21 protein-coding genes are annotated in these 22,963 nt (G+C 53.8%); 10 read left to right on the forward strand and 11 right to left on the reverse strand.

The window, feature by feature from the left end:
- Positions 1 to 8: 8 nt before the first annotated feature.
- On the forward strand, positions 9 to 593 hold the full coding sequence (locus tag AM379_RS19655; RefSeq protein WP_106504110.1) for a hypothetical protein: 585 nt from the start codon (positions 9 to 11) through the stop codon (positions 591 to 593).
- 49 nt (positions 594 to 642) lie between these two features.
- Here the strand turns inward: AM379_RS19655 and AM379_RS19660 are convergent, their stop codons facing one another.
- The gene (locus AM379_RS19660; RefSeq protein ID WP_106504111.1) at positions 643 to 1,542 is read right to left on the reverse strand and encodes a LysR family transcriptional regulator; all 900 of its coding nucleotides are present in this window, start codon (positions 1,540 to 1,542) and stop codon (positions 643 to 645) included.
- A 139-nt stretch (positions 1,543 to 1,681) separates the two neighbouring features.
- Between AM379_RS19660 and AM379_RS19665 the strand changes: the two genes are divergently transcribed.
- From AM379_RS19665 to AM379_RS19685, 5 genes are all read left to right on the forward strand, one after another.
- Positions 1,682 to 1,984: a hypothetical protein gene (locus tag AM379_RS19665; RefSeq protein WP_025204181.1), complete on the forward strand. Its 303-nt coding sequence runs from the start codon at positions 1,682 to 1,684 to the stop codon at positions 1,982 to 1,984.
- A gap of 94 nt (positions 1,985 to 2,078) precedes the next feature.
- Positions 2,079 to 2,636, forward strand: a complete 558-nt coding sequence (locus AM379_RS19670; RefSeq protein ID WP_106504112.1) for an NAD(P)H-dependent oxidoreductase — start codon at positions 2,079 to 2,081, stop codon at positions 2,634 to 2,636.
- A gap of 18 nt (positions 2,637 to 2,654) precedes the next feature.
- Positions 2,655 to 3,674, forward strand: coding sequence for an aldo/keto reductase (locus AM379_RS19675; protein WP_106504113.1), 1,020 nt, complete (start codon positions 2,655 to 2,657; stop codon positions 3,672 to 3,674).
- Between the two features lie 30 nt (positions 3,675 to 3,704).
- Positions 3,705 to 4,436, forward strand: a complete 732-nt coding sequence (locus AM379_RS19680) for a putative quinol monooxygenase (protein WP_106504114.1) — start codon at positions 3,705 to 3,707, stop codon at positions 4,434 to 4,436.
- A gap of 77 nt (positions 4,437 to 4,513) precedes the next feature.
- Positions 4,514 to 5,716 carry a serine hydrolase domain-containing protein gene (locus tag AM379_RS19685; protein WP_106504371.1) on the forward strand — a complete coding sequence of 401 codons (1,203 nt, stop codon included), beginning with the start codon at positions 4,514 to 4,516 and terminating at the stop codon, positions 5,714 to 5,716.
- Positions 5,717 to 5,872: 156 nt separating this feature from the next.
- Here the strand turns inward: AM379_RS19685 and AM379_RS19690 are convergent, their stop codons facing one another.
- The 5 genes from AM379_RS19690 to AM379_RS19710 all read right to left on the reverse strand — a co-directional run bounded on the left by AM379_RS19690 (position 5,873) and on the right by AM379_RS19710 (position 12,570).
- Positions 5,873 to 6,181, reverse strand: a complete 309-nt coding sequence (locus AM379_RS19690; protein ID WP_032678164.1) for a hypothetical protein — start codon at positions 6,179 to 6,181, stop codon at positions 5,873 to 5,875.
- Positions 6,182 to 6,402: 221 nt separating this feature from the next.
- Positions 6,403 to 9,537, reverse strand: coding sequence for a Cu(+)/Ag(+) efflux RND transporter permease subunit SilA (silA, locus tag AM379_RS19695; RefSeq protein ID WP_106504115.1), 3,135 nt, complete (start codon positions 9,535 to 9,537; stop codon positions 6,403 to 6,405).
- Positions 9,538 to 9,547: 10 nt separating this feature from the next.
- Positions 9,548 to 10,798 (reverse strand): efflux RND transporter periplasmic adaptor subunit, encoded by a 1,251-nt coding sequence (locus AM379_RS19700; protein ID WP_106504116.1) that lies wholly within the window; start codon positions 10,796 to 10,798, stop codon positions 9,548 to 9,550.
- A gap of 11 nt (positions 10,799 to 10,809) precedes the next feature.
- A complete protein-coding gene (cusF, locus tag AM379_RS19705) occupies positions 10,810 to 11,151 on the reverse strand; it encodes a cation efflux system protein CusF (RefSeq protein WP_106504117.1) in 342 nt (113 codons plus the stop codon).
- 33 nt (positions 11,152 to 11,184) lie between these two features.
- A complete protein-coding gene (locus AM379_RS19710; RefSeq protein WP_049022558.1) occupies positions 11,185 to 12,570 on the reverse strand; it encodes an efflux transporter outer membrane subunit in 1,386 nt (461 codons plus the stop codon).
- 190 nt (positions 12,571 to 12,760) lie between these two features.
- Here AM379_RS19710 and silR point away from each other — a divergent pair, with 190 nt between their 5' ends.
- Together silR and AM379_RS19720 are read left to right on the forward strand one after the other, a co-directional pair.
- Positions 12,761 to 13,444 (forward strand): copper/silver response regulator transcription factor SilR, encoded by a 684-nt coding sequence (gene silR / locus AM379_RS19715; protein WP_032670366.1) that lies wholly within the window; start codon positions 12,761 to 12,763, stop codon positions 13,442 to 13,444.
- On the forward strand, positions 13,434 to 14,894 hold the full coding sequence (locus AM379_RS19720; protein ID WP_047356474.1) for a Cu(+)/Ag(+) sensor histidine kinase: 1,461 nt from the start codon (positions 13,434 to 13,436) through the stop codon (positions 14,892 to 14,894). Before silR ends, AM379_RS19720 begins: the two co-directional genes overlap by 11 nt.
- Here the strand turns inward: AM379_RS19720 and AM379_RS19725 are convergent.
- The gene (locus tag AM379_RS19725) at positions 14,881 to 15,804 is read right to left on the reverse strand and encodes a LysR family transcriptional regulator (RefSeq protein WP_032680987.1); all 924 of its coding nucleotides are present in this window, start codon (positions 15,802 to 15,804) and stop codon (positions 14,881 to 14,883) included. The two genes, AM379_RS19720 and AM379_RS19725, sit on opposite strands and share 14 nt — an antisense overlap.
- A gap of 116 nt (positions 15,805 to 15,920) precedes the next feature.
- Here AM379_RS19725 and AM379_RS19730 point away from each other — a divergent pair, with 116 nt between their 5' ends.
- Positions 15,921 to 17,330: an MFS transporter gene (locus AM379_RS19730; RefSeq protein WP_106504118.1), complete on the forward strand. Its 1,410-nt coding sequence runs from the start codon at positions 15,921 to 15,923 to the stop codon at positions 17,328 to 17,330.
- A 35-nt stretch (positions 17,331 to 17,365) separates the two neighbouring features.
- Here AM379_RS19730 and AM379_RS19735 read toward each other — a convergent pair whose 3' ends face one another.
- The 3 genes from AM379_RS19735 to AM379_RS19745 are packed head-to-tail and all read right to left on the reverse strand — an operon-like array spanning position 17,366 to position 20,093.
- Positions 17,366 to 18,361 carry a DUF2891 domain-containing protein gene (locus tag AM379_RS19735; protein ID WP_047356472.1) on the reverse strand — a complete coding sequence of 332 codons (996 nt, stop codon included), beginning with the start codon at positions 18,359 to 18,361 and terminating at the stop codon, positions 17,366 to 17,368.
- Between the two features lie 26 nt (positions 18,362 to 18,387).
- Complete coding sequence (locus AM379_RS19740; RefSeq protein WP_014170090.1) at positions 18,388 to 19,374, reverse strand: DUF979 domain-containing protein; 987 nt, start codon at positions 19,372 to 19,374, stop codon at positions 18,388 to 18,390.
- Entirely contained in the window at positions 19,371 to 20,093 is a 723-nt protein-coding gene (locus AM379_RS19745) for a DUF969 domain-containing protein (RefSeq protein ID WP_014170091.1), read from the reverse strand. Before AM379_RS19745 ends, AM379_RS19740 begins: the two co-directional genes overlap by 4 nt.
- Before the next feature lie 244 nt (positions 20,094 to 20,337).
- On the opposite strand from AM379_RS19745, the gene AM379_RS19750 reads away from it, so the two are divergent.
- The gene (locus tag AM379_RS19750) at positions 20,338 to 20,886 is read left to right on the forward strand and encodes a winged helix DNA-binding protein (RefSeq protein ID WP_014170092.1); all 549 of its coding nucleotides are present in this window, start codon (positions 20,338 to 20,340) and stop codon (positions 20,884 to 20,886) included.
- Here the strand turns inward: AM379_RS19750 and glgX are convergent, their stop codons facing one another.
- Positions 20,887 to 22,962 carry a glycogen debranching protein GlgX gene (gene glgX, locus AM379_RS19755; RefSeq protein ID WP_047356471.1) on the reverse strand — a complete coding sequence of 692 codons (2,076 nt, stop codon included), beginning with the start codon at positions 22,960 to 22,962 and terminating at the stop codon, positions 20,887 to 20,889.
- Between the last annotated feature and the right edge of the window lies 1 nt (position 22,963).

The raw sequence follows: 22,963 nt of genomic DNA on the forward strand, positions 1-22,963 counted from the left end.
GTATTCAAATGCTTAAAGAGCTATCCCGTCGTCTACAACACTGTGACGACATAGCGGTACGTATAAACAATGCCAACGCTTCACAGTTGCAAGAACTGAAAACGCAGTTGGTCCAGCAGATGGGTAAGCCCGTGGGGCTACACACTATGGGTATCCCTGCGGCAATCAGCACCCTCGGGGTGATTGTCAGTTTTGCTATTCCGCAGCTATGGTTGGGCTACGGCGTACTCGCCGCACTCAATCAGCCGGCAGAAAAGGTATTTGTGTGGGTAGTGTTGATTGCCCTTCTGTTCGCCGGCATCAACGGTCTGACGATGTTTATGATGGGTAAAGGCAGCATTCGCGCCGTGCGGGTACATCTTTCTCTGGCATTCATAAGCCTTCTGCTGACGGTCGTTTATCTGATTGCGGCTCTGAGCGGCACCATCTGGCCAGGCGTCAATTTAACAGCCGCACTGGTGAGTGTTGTCATGTTGCTGCTCAGCGGTTTCTGTATACGATCTCCTTCCTTCTATAAGATGCTGCTATTTACCCTTCATAATCGCGCCTGGCGCCAGCAAATCCGCCAGACACGCAATAACATGCAGCGTTAAACACATTCCCGCCACTACTGGCGGGACTTCGCCCTGTGCCTGCGCAACCTTATCGCTCGGTCGCGGAGATCAGAAAATCAATCAGGGTTTTCACCCTTTTCGTTTTCCCCGCGTTTTTCGGGTAATAGAGATACACTGGCGGATAGGTTTTCCAGAAGCTCTCCATCACAGGTACAAATTGTTCCCGATCTGGCTGTAACCGCCAGATGGGTTCGAACAAGCGCCCAATTCCCAGTCCGTTACGAATTCCGTCTGCCATAACATCAATATCGTTGCTGATTAACTGTCCGGGCATTTCAACGGTTAACTGTTCTCCGCGATCGTTCAGGATCAACGGAAGGATGCGGTTGTTAGTGATAAAACGGTAACCAATCAATCGGTGATGACTGAGATCTGCCGGCACCTCAGGCATACCCTGTTCAGCGAGATAGGCAGAGGATGCGTATAACCCTTCACGAAACGGTTTCATTAACGGCCGTGCTACCACCCCACCCTCCAGAATATCGCCAAAACGAATCCCCAGGTCAAAACGCTCCTCGATAATATTCACGGTACCGTCGAAGACCGAAATTTCCAGTTGAATCCTTGGGTATTGCTGACAGAACGCAGCCATTGCAGGCTTGAGAATTAACAGATAGGCGAAACGCGAGAGCGTAATTCTTACCACACCAGAGGGTTCATGATTCCGATCGCGAATGCTTTCCAGCGATTTTTCCAGCGAATCCACCGCGGCGGCCGTTTGTTCCAGCAACTGTTGCCCGGTTTCGGTCAGCTCAATACGCCGGGTCGTGCGCACAAAAAGCGGATGACCAATATGCTCTTCCAGCAACTTAAGCGCATTGCTGACGGATGGCGGCGTGATTTCAAGTTTCCTCGCAGCTGCCGAGATATTTCCTTCACGCGCAATGCTCTGAAAGATGCGGATCTGATTATAAAGAGCGTTATTCATAGCATTTTCCTTAAGCAATTACCGCCTGATTATTAAGTACAGACTAAAGATGCTTAAGTCAATGCTCGCCTTATCTTCATACATAGAGGCTCTTATACTTTCTGCTCTTCTCACTGAAAACTGATTACTGGAGCGACTGATGCGAATTTTATGTCTGGATATTCCCGCCGCGGGTGCATCGCCGGAAAAATATGCACCGCACCTTACTGCTGAAGCATTGCACGCCTGGGGACTGTATAAATCAGGCCTCATCCGCGACATCTACTTTCGTCAGGACAGACCCGGCGTCGCTATTTTCCTTGAATGTGACGCTGTCGAGGAAGCGATGAACGTAATGGCCGAATTCCCTCTGGCGAAAGCAGGCTTATTAAGCTTCGAGTGCATTCCTCTTGGCTCCTTTATTAACTGGGAAAATCTCTTCTCAGAAGAATTTAAAAACTAAAAGCACGGCGTGGCTGACGTCCCGTCTTTTTAAGACGCTGCATCTGAAAACACGCCTGAGTTAAACATCCATCAATTCAACATAACTGATAGAAATGAAAAATATCCTTATCGTTTCCGGACATCCAGAACTTAACCATTCTGTCGCCAACGCCACCATCCTTGACGAGGTGGCGACAGCCCTGCCCGACGCTGAAATTCGTCGTCTGGACTGGCTCTATCCGGACGGCAAATTCAATATCGGAGCGGAGCAGGAAAGCCTGCTCAGGGCCGATGTGATTGTCTGGCAGTTCCCTTTTTCCTGGTACGGACTCCCGGGACTCATGAAACAGTGGCTGGATGAAGTTTTTGTTCACGGTTTCGCGCATGGTTCCACGGCGAAACTGGGTGGTAAAAAGCTGGTTCTCTCCTTCACAACGGGGGCACCGCAAGCGCTTTACACCGCTGACGGTTTCTTTGGCCACACCATTGAGGAGTATCTCATTGTCTTCGAGACGACGGCAAGGCTGTGCAATCTTGAGATGCTGGCACCGATTTATACCTGCGGTATCAGCTACGCCGACAGGGATGCCGAGAAAATCGCCCAGCAAAAAACGCTTGCCCGGGAGCACGCGTCAAGGCTTGTCGACCTGCTTAACGCTATTGGTGAATAATTCGGAAGGAGAATAACGATGCAGTATACCCGGCTCGGTAAAAGTGACTTACTTGTCTCTCGCATCTGCATGGGATGTATGGGGTTTGGCGATCCGATGACAGGCCAGCATCGCTGGACGCTGGACGAAACGGAAAGCCGGCACATCATTCGCTACGGACTTGAACAGGGCATCAATTTTTACGATACCGCCATCGCCTACCAGAACGGTTCGAGTGAACGGTTTGTTGGCCGGGCGTTGCGTGATATGGCGAAGCGCGATGATGTGGTGCTGACTACAAAGTTTCTGCCGCGGACGCCCGCGCAAATTGCCGAGGGGATCCGCGGAAAACAGGCAATAGCCCGCTCGCTGGATCTGAGTCTGCAAAATCTGGGTATGGACTACATAGACCTCTACATTTACCACATCTGGGATTACAACACGCCCGTTCTCGAGGTGCTTGAAGCGCTGCATGCCGCCGTTACTGCCGGCAAGGTGCGCGCTATAGGGATCTCAAACTGCTACGCCTGGCAGCTGGCTAAGGCGAACGCGCTTGCAGAACGCGAAGGGCTGACGCCCTTTGTTTCCATGCAGAGTCACTACAACCTGATTATGCGTGAAGATGAACGTGAACTCTTCGGTTTATGCGCTGAGGATGGGATCGCGTTGACGCCCTATAGTGCGCTGGCAAGCGGCCGCCTGTCCCGTAAAGAAGGCCACACGCGGCGAGCCGTCGAGGATGACTACGCCCGCGGGAAGTATGACCGTACGGCAGAACAAGATCGGATCATTATCGAACGCGTTGCCGAGCTTGCCGAACAGTATCAGGTATCCATGACGGAAATATCACTCGCCTGGCTACTGACCAGGGTCACATCACCCATTGTTGGTGCCACGCAAAAACATCATGTTGAAGGTGCGGTAAACGCCGTGAGCCTGCAGCTGAGCCCGGAGGCGATCCGCTATCTGGAAGAATGTTATCAGCCCCACTTTCTGACGGGGGTTATGGCGCAAAATACGCCGCATACCAAAGACGTTAAGCAGGTCTGGACGCGGTAGCCTGTTTCTGGTTTAGAAAAAAGGATCATCATGAAAAAGAGTCTCATGTTTTTAGCTTACCTGCTAATAAGTAGCCCTGCCTTTGCAAAAAGTCAGGGTATACAGGATACGCCCGTGATGAATATCGTTGAGATAAGCATCACGCCCGATCGGGACAGACATTTTGATGAGGTTGCCAGGCAAACAATCACCGCTTCGGTTGATCATGAGGCGGGCACGCTGGCGATGTACGCGCTGAAACGCAGTGACAAGGCGCGTCAGGCATATATGGTTGAGCTTTATGCAAGCGAGTTGGCCTACCGCAAACATCTGGATGCCTCTCCATATAAAGCGTTTGTTGCTCAAGCTCCTGATATGATTGATCAGAAGCTGAAAATCACACTGGTGCCGCAATTTACAGGGGACAAACACATCATACCCGATGGGCGGACCATCAATAATCTGGTGGTAGTTGAGGTGAAGCCAGAATATCAGACTGAATTCAAAAACATTGTCCTTCCTGAAATGGCTCAGTCGCTCAACATAGAAAAAGGTGTGCTTGCCATGTATGCCGCGACAGACGTAGATGATCCCCACCGCTGGTATTTTTATGAGATTTACGCCAGTGAGGAAGATTATCAACTCCACAGACAGACGCCGCACTTTAGGGATTATCTAAAGCAAACGGCGCACATGAGTACCCGTAAAACGTCTATTCCTGTCAAACCACTATTTCTGCGTAATAAAGGCGGGATAACCGCAGAAATCGCCCCTGGCGGCTAAAGCGTAGAAAAATGGCGTTTACGCAGGCCAGGTGTGATACATTCCGGGCGCTCTAATGACCACCACACATGACAGGTATGCAGAACATAACTCAACATTTTCGCTGGCTTCTGCTTGTTATCCCGTCACTGAGCGGTTGTGGCACCCTCTCGCAAATGTCCTCCCCGGCAGGAACACAGGAACTCCTCACCCATAAATCGCTGGACGGCGACGTTGATAGCGTGGTCCGTCACTATATGGCGCAAAAATCCGTTCCCGGGATGACGGTTGCGGTGATCCATAATTACGGTTCTCCGCAGTTTTACAGTTGGGGCGTAACCGATGCGGCCAATCGCTACCCGATCGGGTCCAATACCTTGTTTGCCCTCGGTTCGCTCAGCAAAGGGATTACGGCGGAAGTGGTGGCTTGTCTGGTGAACGAAGGAAGGCTGAGTTGGGACGATAACCTGTCGACATTGCTGCCACCGGGTACGCCCTTAAGCGCAGATGCACAAAAAATTACTCTACTGGAACTGGTGACCCACACCTCTGGCCTGCCCCGTCAGAATATGGATGTTCCGATGCTGGGAAAATTCATCAGCTATTTAAGCAGTGGCGATAACTTTTATGGCGAACTGGATAGCGATAACGTATTGCGCTATTTAGCCAACTGGCATGCACCGCAGCATAAAATGCCGCAATACTCTAATACCGGCTATGCCCTGATTGGCTATATCCTGAAACACAAAACTGGCGAAGATATTCAGAGTTTAGCCTCGCGCTATATTTTTCAACCGCTGCAAATGGCTAACAGTAGTTTTACTCCCCAGACGTTAAAGGGATACCCGCAGCGTGCGCTTGGCCATGCTGGCGATCAGCCCAAATTCATCCCGCGCGGGCAGCTGACGCCCGACTGGCATTTTTCCAACAACATGGTAGCGGCAGCGAGTTTATACAGTAACGCCGAAGATCTGGCCGCGTATGCCCGCTATCACGTGGCGACAACCGACAATCGCTTATTGGATAGCGTCTTTGCTGAAGTCAGTAATACCGATATTCAACGCGCCGATGGTGTACAGGGTATTGCCTGGACCACCGACTTTATCGGTCTGGAAAAAATTACTTATCAGGTAGGCTATATTGGCGGCTACTCAAGCTTTATCGGTTTCGATAAACAAAAAGGCAATGCGGTAGTCGTGCTTCAAAATGCATTTAACTGGAGTAACTATATTGGTATCGCACTATTAATGGATATGGCGAAAAACGATAGCCAGAGAGAAGAACATTCTCGCGCGCTGTAACCTCGCCTGGTCATGTCTGCAAACCAACTGCAGCGCTTCTCCGTATCGGCATGATACTGCTCAGCGGTGGCTGCATTCTTACTGCGACCTTCTAAAAGATGCTGAAAACGCCCCTCACTCGAGGAGCGTATACCCGTGACATCCACCACGCGCCAGTTAATTCGCCTGATTCATACGGCGATGTTTCTCTGCCTGTTGCTGGTGAATAACAGAAGACTGCCCATTGTTCGCCGTTTCATGCACAACGGCGGCCTTCTCATGCTCATTCATCGCAGAGAAAGACTTTGCCGATTCGGGAGTATTACAGGGGCCAGCTTTGAGCATTTTCTTGTGCATCTCAGCCATGGTTTGATGCGCAGTTGCCTGAGCGTTATTAACCTGGTCGTGCATGTTGATCGTTTCTGCTGCCCAGCCAGATGATGTGACAGCCATAATGGTGACAATGGATAACAGGATCTTTTTCATGGTCGAATCTCCTAAGTTTACATGCTCTGCAATATCGCTGAATGAAAAGTCAGAGATAAATGCATCGGCGTCTGAATTATCATTGATTATAAAAACCGACCTCTGTTTATCCCGTGACGGGCTGATGACATTTCTGTCACTGGGCCATACGGGGAATAACCCCCTGCCCCATACGCATAAAAAAGGACACTCCAGCGTGTCCTTTTAATATCGTCGCGCGTTTATTTATGTCTTCGCAGCCAGATTAATTTGTAGGCGGCCGGAATAATGAACAGGGATAACAGCGGAGCCGTAATCATTCCTCCAATCATCGGCGCGGCTATCCGGCTCATGACTTCTGAGCCCGCACCGGTTCCCCAGAGGATGGGCAACAGACCTGCAATGATAACCGCTACGGTCATCGCTTTCGGTCTCACGCGGAGTACCGCCCCCTGATAAAGGGCTTCATCGAGACCTTCCGCGGTAAAGGTTTCCCGCTGGGCTAGCGCCGGATGGGCTTCAATGGCATGACGCAAATACATCAGCATCACCACGCCAAACTCTGCTGCCACCCCGGCCAGGGCAATAAAGCCGGTTCCGGTCGCCACGGACATATGGAAGCCCTGCCAGTACAGGAACCAAATTCCGCCGACCAGGGCGAATGGCAGACTCATCAGAATAAGCAGTGCCTCATCAACACGACGGAATGCCAGATATAACAAAATGAATATGATCATTACCGTCATTGGCACCATCAGTTTCAGTTTTTTATTGGCGTGCTCCAGCAATTCAAACTGTCCGGAGAAAGAGACACTGGTGCCCGGTCTTAATTTTACGTGCTGGCTGATAGCGGTTTTAATGTCGTTTACAACCGACACCATATCCCTGCCACGGGCATCAATATAAATCCAGCTGGCAGGACGGGCATTTTCCGTTTTCAGCATGGTAGGTCCGGAAACGACACGAATATCAGCGACATCGCCCAGGGTAATTTGCTGTTTCATGGGCGTCAGAATGGGCATCTGTTTCAGTGCCTGTGGGCTGTTTCGGTAATCCTGAGGGTAGCGGATATTGATCGGGTAACGGGCTACGCCCTCAACCGTCTCGCCGGTTGTTGCGCCACCGATGGCTGATGAGACAAACAGCTGCACATCACCCACCGTCATTCCGTATCGGGATGCTTTCTCGCGGTTGATATCCACGTCGATGTAGCGTCCGCCTTCCAGACGTTCTGCCAGTGCTGAAACCACGCCCGGCACGGTTTTGGCCACCGCTTCGATACGTTGTGCCGTGACATCAATATCAGACAAAACGGTGCCAGACACCTTGATACCGATTGGGCTTTTAATGCCGGTGGAGAGCATATCTATACGGTTACGGATCGGCGGTACCCAGAGGTTAGCCAGGCCGGGCAAACGCACGGTCTTATCCAGTTCATCAACGATCTTGTCAATCGTCATTCCTGGTCGCCACTGATCTTCAGGTTTAAGCTGAAGGGTGGTTTCGACCATTTCCAGTGGCGCGGAGTCGGTCGCCGTTTCGGCCTTACCGGTCTTACCAAATACGGAGGCCACTTCAGGGACGGTTTTGATTAATTTGTCTGTCGTCTGCAAGAGCGCGGCAGCCTCTGCCGGCGATACGCCAGGTAACGTTGAAGGCATGTACAGCAGATCGCCCTCATTGATCTTTGGCAGAAATTCCCCCCCGACCTGACTCAGCGGCCATATGACCGTAAAAATAGTTAACGCCGCAATCAGCAAGGTCGTTTTCGGCCAGTGGAGCACGCGAAGCAATAACGGATGATAGGCATTAATCAGCAGTCGGTTCAGCGGGTTGCTGGTCTCCGCGGGGATTTTCCCTCTGATCCAGAACCCCATCAGTATAGGAATGACGATGATTGCCAGCGCGGCCGCGCCCGCCATGGCATACGTCTTCGTGAAGGCCAGCGGCCCAAACAGGCGCCCTTCCTGTCCCTCAAGCGTGAAAATGGGGATGAACGACAAGGTGATGATCAGCAGGCTGATAAACAGCGCCGGGCCCACTTCAACGGACGCATCGGTAATGACCTTCCAGCGGGTTGCGTTGTCTATCTGCTCCCCTGGGTGTTGATGATCCCACTCTTCCAGCCGTTTATGCGCATTTTCAATCATCACAATGGCGGCATCCACCATCGCCCCCACGGCAATGGCAATCCCGCCCAGAGACATAATATTGGCGTTTAGCCCCTGGAAATGCATGACGATAAAGGCAATGCACAGGCCAAGCGGCAGAGAAACGATCGCCACCAGCGCAGAGCGGATATGCCAGAGGAACAGCGCACAGACGATGGCCACCACGATAAACTCTTCAAGGAGTTTGTTACTCAGGTTATCAATGGCGCGGTCAATTAACTGGCTGCGATCGTAGGTGGTCACCACCTCGACACCCTCTGGCAGGCTGGCTTTCAGCGTCTCCAGTTTGTCTTTCACTGCGGTAATAACTTCACGTGCGTTTTTCCCCGAGCGCAGGATCACGACGCCACCAGCAACTTCGCCCTGGCCGTTAAGTTCTGCAATGCCACGCCGCATTTCCGGGCCCGTTTGCACGCGGGCCACATCGCGCAGATAAACCGGCACGCCGTTCTCGCCCGTTTTCAGGACGATATTATTGAAATCATCAATGGACTGAAGGTAACCGCTGGCGCGGACCATGTACTCCGCTTCCGCCATTTCAATGGATGATCCCCCTGCTTCCTGGTTAGATGATTCGAGAGCCTGTTTAACGTCGGGCAGCGTGACACCGTACTGCGCCAGCTTCAACGGGTTAACCTGAATCTGATACTGCTTAACCACGCCGCCTACTGACGCAACCTCCGCGACGTTAGGGATGGTTTTCAGTTCGAATTTCAGGAACCAGTCCTGAAGGGAACGCAGTTCTGCAAGATCGTGTTTTCCGCTGTGATCCACCAGAGCATATTCAAATATCCAGCCGACACCGGTGGCATCTGGTCCTATTTCTGAGCTTACTCCGGCAGGCAATTTGCCCTGAACCTGGTTCAGGTATTCCAGAACGCGCGAGCGGGCCCAGTACAGGTCGGTACCGTCTTCAAAAATGACGTACACATAGGAGTCACCAAACTGGGAAAAACCACGCACGGTCTTTGCGCCGGGTACCGACAGCATGGTTGTCGAGAGCGGATACGTGACCTGATTTTCAACAATCTGCGGGGCCTGACCGGGATAGCTGGTTTTAATGATCACCTGCACATCAGACAGATCGGGCAATGCATCCACAGGGGTATTGATGATAGTCCATGTTCCCCAGACGCTGAGAAACAAAGCGCCCATCATCACCAGGAAACGGTTGGCGACGGAGCGCCGGATAATCCATTCAATCATCATCGTCTCCTTAATGGCCAGAATGCGCGTCGTCAGTTTTTTCAGGATGACGCATGCGCTCCAATGCACCGCTAATATTGGCTTCGGAGTCAATCAGGAACAGACCGCTGACCACGACAGCATCGCCTTCGCTCAGTCCGCTGCCAATCGCGGACTGCTGCTGAGATTCATGCAGAACATGAATGTTTTTCGGCACAAAACGCCCTTCCGCATCGACCACAATCACCCGCTGTTCTTTGCCCGTATCAATCACGGCCTGGGATGGGATCAGCAGCATCTCCTGGCTCCTGGCGTTCAGTTTCAGGTAGGCGTTCATGCCGGGTTTCAGGCTTTCGTCTTGGTTGGAGACCTGCAGACGGACCTGCAGCGTGCGGGTAGTTTGATCCACGCTGGGGAGAATGTTCCATTTTTCAACGGCAAATGATTTATCCGGATACGCGGGCACTGAAATTTCAAACTGCGAGCTGTCTTTGAGAAGATACGCAATGGATTCCGGCACGGCCGCACTGATCCAGACCGGATCCATCCCCTGAATCTGTGCCACCACGTTATCTTTGGTAATGTTCATGCCCGTGCGCAGGTTAAACGCCGTAATCACGCCATCTATGGGGGCCTTGATAGTAAAACGGGTCTGGATACTCCGGGTCGCACGCAGTCGTTGAACATCCTCTTCCGGCATGCCGGCAAGACGTAGTCGCTCCAGAACACCTTTTATCTGGGTAGGGGTTCCGCCGGTACCCGATAACAACAGGAACTCGCTTTGCGCTTCTACCCATTCCGGAATGGTGATATCGATAAGCGGCGTCCCTTTTTTAACATGATCGCCCACGGTCAGTGGGTACACTTTCTCGACGAAACCCTCAGAACGCGCCTGCACAATGACAAACTGATATTCGTTATAACTGACGTTGGCCGGTATGGTCTGGGCGTAATTCAGCGATCCCCGCGTCACTTTCTGCGTTTTGAGTCCCAGGTTCTGAACCTGCGTCGGATCAATACGAATACCCTCACTGCTTTTTTCGTCATTTTCATCGGCATATTTCGGCACCAGATCCATATCCATAAACGGAGACTTGCCGGGTTTATCAAACCGGGTATCCGGCTTCATCGGGTCATACCAGAAAAGTACCTTTCTCTCCGTCGTGGTCTGTTCTGTTTTTTCTGCGGAATGCACAGACTGCCAGGCGATAACTGAAATCAGCCCTCCTGCAATAAGGCTGCCGAGGGTGACGGCAGCAAATTTTATTCTTAAAGAGGCCATGCTTTTTCTCGCTATTTAATGCTCTTGAGTAAAGAGATATTGCCCTGCTGAACAAACGTAAAATTAACGTGGCTGCCGGCTTTTAAGGCGAGAATAGTTTCGTCTGCCTGGACAAAGGTGAAACGCATGGTCATGGCGGGCCAGCCAATCGCTGGAATAGCATCGTGCGCGATAGTGATTTTTTTAGTGCTCAGATCAACCGCTTTCACCACGCCGGTTCCCGCGAGAACCTGCTCTGGCGTGGCTTGTGCGGCTGTGCTCATCTCCCCGTGCTGATGTGTTTCAGCATGCAGGCCTGCAGAAAATATAACGGAGAGTGCACCCAGTACGACCGCGTTAAATAAACTGTTCATTTTTTGATTTCCTGATGGAGTAATTAAAAGGAATTACTCAACCCAACCACCGCCCAGCGCGGTGAATAAGTTAATTTCATTCACCTGTCGGGAATAGATAAGGTCGAGAATGGTTTGTTGTGTTGCAAAAAGAGAACGTTCAGCATCGAGCACTTCAATGTAACTGACCGCGCCACTGGAATATAAACCTCTGGCTCGCTGCAGGGTGATATGTAGCGAATCAAGATAACGCTGCTGGGCGTCGAGTTGCTGACTGATGCTGTCCCGCAATGCGAGCGCGTCGGCGACCTGTTTAAAAGCCGCCTGAATTTTTTGTTCGTAATTGACGATTGACTGCTGCTGGCGAATTTCAGCCAGTTTGAGGTTGGCTTTATTCCTTCCGGCATTAAAAACAGGAATGTCAATTTTCGGAATAAAATTCCACATCCCGCTTCCTGCGGTGAAGAGGCTGGATAATTCCGTACTGCTTGCTGAAAGCCCGCTGGTTAGCGTAATGGACGGGAAAAAGGCGGCGCGCGCCGCGCCAATATTGGCATCAGCCGCTTTCAGTTGATACTCCGCTTCCATAATGTCCGGGCGCTGAAGCAATATTTCTGACGGCAGACGAGGCGGCAGTTTGACGGGGGTAATCTCATCGACGCCGCCTCCTTTCTCTGCCGGCAGCGCGCGATAGGTTCCCAGAACCTGCTGCAGGGCATTATTGGCCTGAGCCAGCTCGCCTTCTCTTTTCGCTATTTCTGCACGGGTACTTTCAATCTGCCCCCGGGCCTGTTCAAGTGCCAGAACGTTGGTGCTGCCCGTTACCAGCTGTTGTTCAACAAAAGCCCAGGATTGTTGATAGTTTTTTAGCGTATCGCGGGCAATACGACGTTGTTTGTAGGCCAGCTGCTGGCTGAAATAGCTCTGCGACACGCTGGAGACGAGCAGGATATGCACGGCACGGCGGGCCTCCTCGCTGGCAAAATAGTTCTGTCTGTCAGCATCACTCATATTCCTGAGTTTGCCGAAGAAATCGAGTTCGTAACTGAGGTTCAACCCTGCGTCGTACTGCTGTGTGGTCGGCTTGTCCGTTTTCAGCCCACCGCTGTAGGTCACACCTGACGAGGCATTCACCTGCGGATACCGGTCGGCATCCGTCACGTTGAACTGCGCGCGCGCCTCTTCAACCTTAAGGGCGGCCATTTTTAAATCACGGTTATTATTCAGGGCTTCGGCGATCAGTGCTGCGACCTGAGGATCGGTAAAAAAGCTACGCCATCCGCTGTCGTGATACCCCGCCACCACCGGCGTGAGGCTATTTCGGGATAACGAGAACTGCTGCGGAACCGGTGCTGGCGGGCGCGCATATTCTGGTGCCAGCGAGACGCAGCCTGCCAGGAAAAATATTGTGCTAATGCTAAGTCGTTTTAATGTGCACATCACGCTTCTCGTCCAGGCAGACCTGGTAAATGTTTCAAATGAAGTCCAGAGTATTACCAGGGTTACTCTACAGCGTGCTTCCTGTTTGCCTGGTGACAGGATAATGACAATGTTGTCATTCTTAACGTAAGTCATTGATAACGGCTTAAGGCTCTCTAGAATGTCCAGAGCAGCCAGTCAGGGGAACAAGATGAAAATACTGATCGTTGAAGACGAGATAAAAACCGGGGAGTACCTCAGCAAGGGGCTGACTGAGGCGGGGTTTGTGGTGGACCACGCTGACAATGGCCTGACCGGATATCATCTCGCCATGACCGCCGAGTATGACCTCCTGATTCTGGATATCATGCTTCCCGACGTTAACGGCTGGGATATCATCCGCATGCTACGTTCCGCCGGGAAGGGAATGCCGGTTCTGTTACTCTCAGCCCTTGGCACTATTGAACACCGGGTGAAGGGTCTTGAACTGGGCGCGGATGATTACCTGATCAAACCCTTTGCCTTTGCGGAGCTTCTCGCCCGCGTCAGGACGCTTCTGCGACGGGGCAATACGGTGATCACGGAAAGCCAGTTTCAGGTGGCTGATCTGATGATTGATCTTGTGTCCAGAAAGGTGAGCCGCGCGGGGAACCGCATCCTGCTGACCAGTAAAGAGTTCAGCCTGCTGGAGTTTTTTATGCGACACCAGGGGGAAGTGCTGCCCCGCTCCCTGATTGCATCCCAGGTCTGGGACATGAATTTTGACAGCGACACCAACGCGATTGATGTCGCCGTCAAACGGCTTCGCGCGAAAATAGACAATGACTATGAGCCGAAGCTGATCCAGACGGTCCGCGGCGTGGGGTATATGCTGGAGGCACCGGATGCGCGTTAAATTACCCAGACGCCCTTTTTCATTAGCCCTGAGGCTAACGTTTTTTATCAGCCTCTCCACGATACTGGCATTTTTCGCCTTCACCTGGTTTATGCTGCACTCCGTCGAAAAGCATTTTGCCGAGCAGGATATCAACGATCTGCAGCAAATCAGTACCGCGATGCACCGTATCCTGCAGTCCCCGGCAGATCCGGACGAGAAGAAAATCAGTAAAATCAAAGAGTCAATTGCCAGCTATCGTAACGTTGCGGTTCTGCTTCTCGACGCGCGTGGGGAGGTGTTGTTCAGTATGGCGCAGGGGGCAGCGTTACGCCCTGCCGTGAACACGGCGGCGTTCAGCACGCACAGCCGGGCACGGGATGTGTTTCTCTGGACAGTGGATGACTCCACCCGGCAAAGTCATTCCGGCGCTGAGATGAAAAGTGACACGTACCGGATTATCGCCTCGTCAGGCACGGCAACGCTGCAGGGAAAAGCGCAGAATTACGTTATGCTGATCGGGCTTTCTATTAATTTCCATCTCCATTATCTCGATGCGCTGAAAAAGAACCTGATTGCGATTGCCGTGGTGATCAGCCTGCTGATTATTCTTATCATTCGAATCGCGGTCCGTCAGGGACACCTGCCGCTGCGTAACGTCAGCAATGCCATTAAAAATATCACCTCTGAAAATCTCGATGCGAGGCTGGAACCGTCGCGCGTTCCGGTTGAACTGGAGCAACTGGTGATTTCGTTCAACCATATGATTGAAAAGATTGAAGATGTGTTCACCCGCCAGGCGAATTTTTCTGCCGATATCGCCCACGAAATCAGAACCCCCATCACCAATCTGGTGACCCAGACTGAAATCGCACTCAGCCAGAACCGGACGCCGAAAGAGCTGGAAGATATCCTCTACTCCAGCCTTGAAGAGTATAACCGGATGACCCGGATGGTCAGCGATATGCTGTTCCTGGCGCAGGCGGATAATAATCAGCTGATCCCGGACAGGGTGATGTTTGATTTAAGCGCGGAGGTCATTAAAGTCTTTGATTTCTTCGAGGCCTGGGCGGAAGAACGTCATATCACGCTGACGTTTCACGGGATGCCCTGCCTGATCGAAGGCGATCCGCAGATGTTCAGACGCGCAATCAACAACCTGTTATCCAATGCCCTGCGCTATACGCCGGAAGGCAAGACGGTAACCGTCTCAATCGCCGAACGGGAAAACGATTTTGAGCTGATGATTGCCAACCCCGGGAAACCTGTCCCGCAAGAACATCTACCCAGGCTGTTTGACCGTTTTTACCGGGTGGATCCTTCCAGGCAGCGAAAAGGCGAAGGCAGCGGGATTGGTCTTGCCATTGTGAAGTCAATTGTCACCGCGCATCATGGCAAAGTCCGCGTCGAATCGGATGCTCAGTCGACGCGCTTTATCTTGTCCGTGCCTAAGCGGGTTACCCAGTACTGAGTGGTTGCTGCACAGCCCGACACACGTCCAGCACTTTCTCTCTCAGCCAGCGGTGCCCCGGATCCCTTTCCATTCGCGGGTGCCACATCTGCGATACCGTAATGGTTCGGGTTTTAAACGGCAGTTCAAAGACATGCACACTCTGCGCCATCGGCTGGTTCAGCAGATACAATGCCGGAACCATGGCGATCAGATCGGACGCCAGCGCCACGGATAGCGCCGTCGGGAAACCGGGCACGACGCTGGCAATTTTGCGCTTCATCCCCACTTCAGCCAGCGCATCGTCGACAAAGCCGTGTAGCGACCCGTCGGGCGCGGCAACCACGTGGCCCCAGGAAACATAATCGTGAAGGCTGACCGTGGGGTGTGCCGCCAGCGGATGTCCCTTACGCACCGCGGCAATGAACCGATCCTGAAATAATCGCTGCAGGCGTATTTCAGGTCCCATGTTGCTCTGCACGCCAATTTCCAGGTCAACCAGCCCTTCCCGCAGATAGCGTGACGTTTTCTCAGGCTTCGGCGAGAACCGAATACACACATCGGGCGCAGCTTCGGCCACGGCGGCAATCAGCAATGGGCCAAATGCAACCACAAAACCATCATTGGCTCTGATGGTGAACAGCCGCTCGAGGTTTTCCACCTTCAGCGTTTCAGTAGAGGGCTGCAGTACGGCTCTTGCCTCATATACGGCGCCTCTGGCTCGCTCCCGGGTGGCCTCGGCCCAGGGCGTCAGCACCATATTACGCCCTGCCCGCACCAGGATCGGGTCGCCGGTCACCTCTCGCAGCCGGCTCAGGGTACGGCTCATGGCTGACGTACTCAGGTTTAAACGCCGCGCCGCGCCCGCCACGCTGGCTTCGGCCAGCAGGACGTCGAGGGCGACAAGCAAATTAAAATCCGGATCGGACATGATGCATCCTCAGATAAGGCGTTATATGCAACTGAACAGTGCAACTGCTGCGTCTTCCGCCTTGTATATCCCATGATTATAGTTTCGTCATCAACATTCTTTCCGGAGTTACGACGATGACGCTATTTTCAAACCAGCCCGGCGACGAAGGATTGCCCGGCCATGAACGCGCCCGGGTGATGGCCGCGGTAATGACCACCACGCTGATGGGCGTTTTTGATGGCACCATGATCAACATCGCCTTGCCTTCGATGGCAAGCGCGATGCAGGTGCCCGCGAATGTGGCCGTCTGGTTCGCCAATGGATATCTGTTGTCCGCGGCCATGACTCTGGCCATCTTCGTTGCCCTGGCGGCCCGCGTTGGCTACCGCCCGGTGTTTCTGACCGGACTTGCCGTCTTTACACTCACCTCGCTCGGCTGCGCGCTGGCCCGCACCCCGGACATGCTGATCGGGATGCGGATTTTGCAGGGGATTGGCGGGGCGGCCACATTGAGTATTGCCCCGGCGATACTGCGCGCCGTCTTCCCCGGTCGACTGCTTGGCCGCATTCTGGGACTGCACGCCCTGCTGATCGCCTCCAGCACGGCCATTGCACCCGTACTGGGCGGGACGATCCTGGACGTACTGCGCTGGCAGTGGTTATTCGCCATTAACCTTGTTCCCGGGACGATTGCCCTGCTGTTGGCCTGGAAGGCCTTACCACGACAACCGGCTTCAGATCCCTCTCCGTTCGATGCCCCGGGGGCACTGCTCTCCGCGGTCCTGTTGGGGGCGATGATCATGACGGCCAACAGTTTCCAGCGTGCTTCGCACCACATCAGCCACGAGGCTATCAGCTGGGCGCTGCTCGCCACGATTAGCGCCATCACCTTTGTCTGGCATATTCGCCGCGCCCGAAGCCCCATACTGCCTCCCGTTATTTTTCACAACGGACGCTTTACGCTCGCCGCGCTCACGTCGCTGGCCTCGTTTGTGAGCCAGGGCATCACCTTTATCGCCCTGCCGTTCCTGTTTCAGAGCGTATATGGCTACAGTCCGGTGGTCTCCGCGCTGCTGTTCACACCCTGGCCGATAGGTATCGTACTGATTGCGCCGCATGCGGGCCGCTGGGCAGACACAATTTCAGCCCCGCTGATATCTACCCTCGGGCTTATCGTGTTTGTGGTGGGGTTGATCCTGCTCGCGACACTGCCCGCCAGCCCTTCCGCATGGAATATCTGCCTGCGAAGCCTGGTGTGCGGGATTGGTTTTGGCTGTTTCCAGAGTCCCAATAACCGGGAAATGCTCTCTAACGTGGTGCGGGAGTATGCCAGCTACGCATCCGGCGTACTGGCTATCGTGCGGACGTTTGGACAATGCCTGGGGGCTGCCGTGGTCGGCGTTCTGCTGGCCACAACGCAGAATCAGCCGGCCTTTGACGATCGGGCCGTTCATTATTCACTGTGGATTGCGGTCATTGCTTCGGCGGTTTCCGTCGTGTTTAGCGTGAGCCGGCTGCGCGCCACGCGTCAGGCTACAGCATAAACACGGTGCAGCGCACTACGCGCTGCACCTGTGATTTACTCCAGCGCCAGTAGCGCAAAACTCGCCAGCCAGTGTCCACCGCTGTAGTGGCTTCCCACCACATGCTCGACGCTTGCCGCCAGATGTCGGTTGACTGCCTCGCGCAGCGCCTGTTGTCCCGGATGGTTATCCGGCAATGCGCGGGCAATATGCTTCATGCACCAGGCGCGGCTGAGGTTTAACCCATCCAGATGGGCAATTTTCGGGTCGGTACGATCGCTCACTTCTGCCGGGTGCATCAGGGCCGAAACAGACCCCACATCAGGAAGAAAGGCGTCAAACCACGTCGGGAAATGCTCCGCCACCTTACTCATCAACAGCGCTTCCGTCAGCGCGCCGGAAATATACTCATCACCACCCGGTTCATAGTGAGCCGGGTAATGCGTGTCAGCCAGATAAAAGCGCGTCGCCGCCGTCAGAATAGCCTGTTCAAGGGCGTTATCCTGCACTTCACGGGCGTAATCAATCCCCAGCGCCAGGGCAAAAGCGGTGTTGTAATGCGTACCGACACGGATCGGATAGGTGAGTTTGCTGAGGTAATCCACCAGCCTGTCGCGAATGTCCTGCGTTAACGGCTGCAGTGTCTGATACCAGCTGGCGGCCTGAGGTAACGCGGATTGCTTCAGCTCCTGTGCCAGCGCCAGAAGCCAGCCGTAGCCATAAGGGCGCTCGAACGAGGCGCGAAACGGTGCATTGAAATAGACCAGCTCTTTCGCCACCTTCTCCTGCGTGATGTGTTCATCAAACAGGGCGACAATTTCATCCCGGCACGACAGTTCAGGGTAAAGCCGCACGCAGCGCAGCAGCAGCCAGTAGCCGTGCACCGCCGAGTGCCAGTCGAAGCAGCCATAAAAAATGGGGTGCAGTTCGCGGGGTGGCAGGACATCACCATCATCATTAAGCAGGTGCATAATGTGGTTCGGATATTCCTGGCGTAAATAGGTCAAAGGCATGCGGGCAAACGCGTCGGCCTGGTGTTGCGTTAATTCCATATCAGCTCCTTAGATCGTTGCCGCGCTTAGCGAAAAACGAGGAAATACATTAAGAACACGTTGACCACCAGCAGGGTTAACGCCGTTGGGATCTGGATCTTGATCACCTGGTACTTATCTTTAAGCTCCAGCAGCGCGGCCGGGACGATATTAAAGTTGGCCGCCATCGGCGTCATCAACGTGCCGCAATAGCCCGCGTACATGCCAATCGCCAGCAGCGGTGCCGGGTTACCATGGTGAACGTTAATCAGGAACGGCAAGGCGATACCGGCGCTGAGCACCGGGAATGCCGCGAAGGCGTTGCCCATGATCATGGTGAAAAGCGCCATGCCCACGCAGTAAATCACCACCAGCATGAACCGGCTGTCGGGGTTCACAAACAGGCTAACGACCTTCTGGACTGACTCGCCGGTGTTCGCCACCACAAACACCCCACCCAGCATGGCCAGCATCTGTGGCAATATCACCGCCCAGCCAATGGTGTCGACCAGCCGCCGGGACTGGCGAATAGCCTGCAATGGCGTGCCTTTTGTCAGCCACCAGCCGGTCAGGATCGCCGCCACACAGGCGACGCACAGTGCCGCCAGCGTGAGCTGTTTCTGGTCAAGAAGGAATACGCCCCCTATCGACACCCCTTTCAGGAATAATGTCCCGATCACCGTAACCACCGGGATCATCAGCGCAGGCAGGAACAGCCAGTTTTTCAGCCGCGTTGACGAGGCTTCGCGCTCGGCATCGGTAGCCATTTTATAATGCCCCTTCCCGACCAGACCAAAGCCCGCCAGCAGAGCAATCACAATGACGCAGCCGCCGATAATTCGATAAGCAAGGGATTTGCCCAGCTCCTGCACCATCAGGTCGCCAAACAGGAAGATCCCGCCGAACAGGAACCAGAACAGCGCAGTGGTAAAACGTTTAGGATTCGCGCGATCGCGCAGGGTCATCACGACCAGCAGCATCACGACAAAGCCGATCAGGTAATACACGCGGTTAATGGTGATCAGGGTCATCATGGCGCGATCTCCTGTGTACCCTGCTCAGCGCGCCAGGACATAACGTCACGACGGATGCTGGCATCCAGACGCAACAGGCGCGTCATATGAATAATCAATGCCGCGATGGCGGTCGGAATGGCCCACAGACCGATATGCAATGGTTCAATGCCCTGTATCCCATTCTCTTTCAGGAAAGCGTCGATCAGCAGCACCGCGCCAAACGCGATAAAAATATCTTCGCCAAAGAAAACTGCGATGTTATCGCACGCCGCGGCATGCGCTTTGATCTTGTCCCGGATATGTTGCGGCAGTTCGCCATACTCATTGAGCGCTGCGCCTTCGGCCATTGGTGCTAACAGCGGACGAACGGTCTGAGCATGCCCACCCAGCGACATCAATCCCAGCGCGGCCGTCCCTTCACGCGCCACAAAATAGAGCATCAGAATACGTGCCGAGGTGGCGCTGGCAATCTTTGCCACCCACGCCTGCGCCCGCTCTTTCAACCCGTAATATTCCAGCAGGCCAATAACCGGCAGGATCAGAATAAAGGTTGCCAGGGAACGACTGTTGACGAACTTCTCGCCAAAGGTCTCCAGCAACATCCCAAAATCCATGCCAACCAGCAGTCCGGTAGCCAGCCCCGCCACCACAACCACCAGTAGCGGGTTGAAACGCAGAGCAAAACCAATAACCACCACCGGTATACCGATGAGCGGCAACAGTGTCGAACCGTCCATAAACGTTTACCCTATGCAAAGTGAGCGTTGCGCGCCGGCGGCTATTTTTTTAATACTTCGCATCATGGCGAAGCGGGATGCAGTGCGGCGCGCGATGTTGTGTTTTGCGTCAGGCTCCGCAGAACCTGCACTAAAAAGCTATATCTGAACCACAAAAACATGTAAACAATTTATCAATAAAATGTTCTTATTTTATCGATGAGTTTACATTTCCGGGCCAACGTCACCCCCCGTAAGGAACGTTATGACTGCAAAGAAGAGTGCTGGATCATCAAATCACGACGATATAACCGATGGCCGTATCGTGTCCTCTCGCCATCTGGTATCGGAACGTTGCGCGGAATTATCAGAGCTGGAGTACGCGTTGATCATGACCAGCAACGCGTTTAACAAATGGATGGTGCGCTGCATGACAGCCGCCGGTGAGCCAGATATGGGCGCTTTTGATGTCTCGCTTCTGCATCACGTGAACCACCGCGATCGCAAGAAAAAGCTGGCCGACATCTGTTTTGTCCTGAACGTGGAAGATACCCATGTGGTGACGTATGCACTGAAGAAGCTGGTCAAGGCGGGCTACGTGACGAGTGAAAAAGCCGGAAAAGAGCTCTATTTCTCAACGACGGAGGAAGGGAAAGCGCTATGCATGAAATACCGCGACGTGCGGGAAGCGTGTCTGATCAATATCCATGCGGAGAGCGGGATTTCCGGAGCGTCTATTGGTGATACCGCGCAGCTGCTCCGGACCATATCTTCCCTGTATGACACCGCCGCGCGGGCGGCGGCATCACTGTAGTTAAGGGCGTCTGAAAAGCGAAATACTTCGTCCGGCCAGATGGTATTCCACGGCTTTGGTGATGACCGTCCCGGGGACAACGTCATCCGCCGTGGAGAGTTCCAGTACCCAGCCTCCTTCGCCAAACTGGGGGATCTGGAACGGCACGGTACCTTCAAACGGGTTAAACAGCATCAGCACATCGTGCCAGAGGCCCGGCTCCTGTCTGAGGTCCGGTCTGCTGATGGATACGCCGAGGGTTGAACCTTCATCCCACTGCTCATCCTGCTGCGGGCCGCCGCCGGCGTTAAACCAGCGGATCTCAAGCCCGTCGCGCCAGCTTTCACGCCGCAGCAACGGCTGTTTCGCGCGAAGGGCAATCAGATGGCGGGTAAAGTCGCGCAGGGCAGTGTCGTTTTCCGATAACCCCTTCCAGTCGATCCAGGAGATCTCGCTGTCCTGGCAATACCCGTTATTGTTGCCCTTTTGCGTACGGCCAAACTCGTCCCCGGCCAGCAGCATTGGCGTGCCGTGAGAGAACAACAGCGTGGTAAGGAAATTACGCTTCTGCCGCTCCCGGGTAGCGATAATATCCGGATTCTCTGTCGGCCCTTCCTCTCCGTAGTTATACGACCGGTTATCGTTGTGCCCGTCGTTATTGTCTTCACCATTGTCGGCATTATGCTTTTCGTTGTAAGACACCAGGTCGTTCAACGTAAAGCCGTCGTGGGCGGTAATAAAGTTGATGCTGGCCCACGGACGGCGTCCGCGCAGGTCGTACAAGTCACCGGAACCGAGCAGGCGCGCCGCGAAGTCGTTAGACACGTTATCGCCCTTCCAGTACTCACGTACGGTATCGCGGTATTTGTCGTTCCACTCCCCCCAGCCTGGCGGGAAACCGCCGACCTGATAACCGCCAGGGCCGATATCCCAGGGCTCACCAATCAGCTTCAGACGGGATAACACCGGATCCTGCGTGACGGCATCGAAAAAGCCACCGCGCGGATCAAAGCCTTCAGGCTCACGGCCCAGAATTGTCCCGAGGTCGAAACGGAAACCGTCAATATGCATCGATTCGGCCCAGTAGCGCAGTGAATCCATCACCATCTGCAGCACTCTCGGGTGGGAGGTATTCACCGTATTCCCCGTGCCGGTGTCGTTAATGTAATACCGGTGTTGATCGGGTAAGGTGCGGTAATAGCTGAAGTTATCGATGCCCTTAAACGACAGCGTTGGGCCGAGCTCATTGCCTTCTGCCGTGTGGTTATAGACAACATCAAGGATCACCTCGATGCCTGCGTCATGATAGGCGCGCACCATATCGCGAAAACCCTGGATCCCCGCCGGACCGTAATAGCGTGACGCCGATGCAAAGAAGCCGAGCGTGTTGTAGCCCCAGAAGTTTTTCAGCCCCCTGTCGAGCAGGTGTTGATCGTCCGGGAACCAGTGAACCGGAAGCAGTTCAACCGAGGTGATGCCAAGGCTTTTGATGTAATCGACCGAGGCTTTGTGCCCCATCCCTTCAAACGTACCGCGCAGTTCAGGCGGAATCGCCGGGTTAAGCTGGGTAAAGCCCTTCACGTGGCTCTCATACACAACGGTATTCGGCCACGGAATGGTTGGCCGGTTATCATCCTGCCAGTCAAAAGCATTGGGGTCGATGACCTTGCATTTTGGCGTGAACGGCGCGCTGTCGCGGGTATCAAAACTGAGGTCGAGATCGTCATGACCCAGCTCATAGCCGAAATGGGCGTCGTTCCAGTCGATATCGCCCACCAGTTCACGGGCATACGGATCGATAAGCAGTTTATTCGGGTTGAAGCGATGCCCGTTTTCCGGGTCATAGGGGCCGTAAACACGATAGCCGTACAGCGCGCCAGGCTTCAGATCCGGCACATAGCCGTGCCACACTTCATGGGTATATTCCGGCAGCTCCAGCCGGGCGATTTCGGTTTTTCCTGAAGGGTCAAACAGACAGAGCTCAACCCGCTCCGCATGTGCTGAAAACAGCGCAAAGTTGACCCCCTTCCCGTCATAATTTGCGCCTTGCTGCTGGCCATGACCGGCCCGAATTTCAAACGTATTATCCTTTGGCATT

Origin of the sequence: Enterobacter cloacae complex sp. FDA-CDC-AR_0132, assembly GCF_003010695.1 — a bacterium.
GTDB lineage: Bacteria > Pseudomonadota > Gammaproteobacteria > Enterobacterales > Enterobacteriaceae > Enterobacter > Enterobacter ludwigii.

Coding starts and splice junctions, on each gene's coding strand:
- AM379_RS19655 (WP_106504110.1), top strand. CDS start 9: ATGCTTAAAGAGCTATCCCGTCGTCTACAACACTGTGACGACATAGCG.
- AM379_RS19660 (WP_106504111.1), bottom strand. CDS start 1,542: ATGAATAACGCTCTTTATAATCAGATCCGCATCTTTCAGAGCATTGCG.
- AM379_RS19665 (WP_025204181.1), top strand. CDS start 1,682: ATGCGAATTTTATGTCTGGATATTCCCGCCGCGGGTGCATCGCCGGAA.
- AM379_RS19670 (WP_106504112.1), top strand. CDS start 2,079: ATGAAAAATATCCTTATCGTTTCCGGACATCCAGAACTTAACCATTCT.
- AM379_RS19675 (WP_106504113.1), top strand. CDS start 2,655: ATGCAGTATACCCGGCTCGGTAAAAGTGACTTACTTGTCTCTCGCATC.
- AM379_RS19680 (WP_106504114.1), top strand. CDS start 3,705: ATGAAAAAGAGTCTCATGTTTTTAGCTTACCTGCTAATAAGTAGCCCT.
- AM379_RS19685 (WP_106504371.1), top strand. CDS start 4,514: ATGCAGAACATAACTCAACATTTTCGCTGGCTTCTGCTTGTTATCCCG.
- AM379_RS19690 (WP_032678164.1), bottom strand. CDS start 6,181: ATGAAAAAGATCCTGTTATCCATTGTCACCATTATGGCTGTCACATCA.
- silA (WP_106504115.1), bottom strand. CDS start 9,537: ATGATTGAATGGATTATCCGGCGCTCCGTCGCCAACCGTTTCCTGGTG.
- AM379_RS19700 (WP_106504116.1), bottom strand. CDS start 10,798: ATGGCCTCTTTAAGAATAAAATTTGCTGCCGTCACCCTCGGCAGCCTT.
- cusF (WP_106504117.1), bottom strand. CDS start 11,151: ATGAACAGTTTATTTAACGCGGTCGTACTGGGTGCACTCTCCGTTATA.
- AM379_RS19710 (WP_049022558.1), bottom strand. CDS start 12,570: ATGTGCACATTAAAACGACTTAGCATTAGCACAATATTTTTCCTGGCA.
- silR (WP_032670366.1), top strand. CDS start 12,761: ATGAAAATACTGATCGTTGAAGACGAGATAAAAACCGGGGAGTACCTC.
- AM379_RS19720 (WP_047356474.1), top strand. CDS start 13,434: ATGCGCGTTAAATTACCCAGACGCCCTTTTTCATTAGCCCTGAGGCTA.
- AM379_RS19725 (WP_032680987.1), bottom strand. CDS start 15,804: ATGTCCGATCCGGATTTTAATTTGCTTGTCGCCCTCGACGTCCTGCTG.
- AM379_RS19730 (WP_106504118.1), top strand. CDS start 15,921: ATGACGCTATTTTCAAACCAGCCCGGCGACGAAGGATTGCCCGGCCAT.
- AM379_RS19735 (WP_047356472.1), bottom strand. CDS start 18,361: ATGGAATTAACGCAACACCAGGCCGACGCGTTTGCCCGCATGCCTTTG.
- AM379_RS19740 (WP_014170090.1), bottom strand. CDS start 19,374: ATGATGACCCTGATCACCATTAACCGCGTGTATTACCTGATCGGCTTT.
- AM379_RS19745 (WP_014170091.1), bottom strand. CDS start 20,093: ATGGACGGTTCGACACTGTTGCCGCTCATCGGTATACCGGTGGTGGTT.
- AM379_RS19750 (WP_014170092.1), top strand. CDS start 20,338: ATGACTGCAAAGAAGAGTGCTGGATCATCAAATCACGACGATATAACC.
- glgX (WP_047356471.1), bottom strand. CDS start 22,962: ATGCCAAAGGATAATACGTTTGAAATTCGGGCCGGTCATGGCCAGCAG.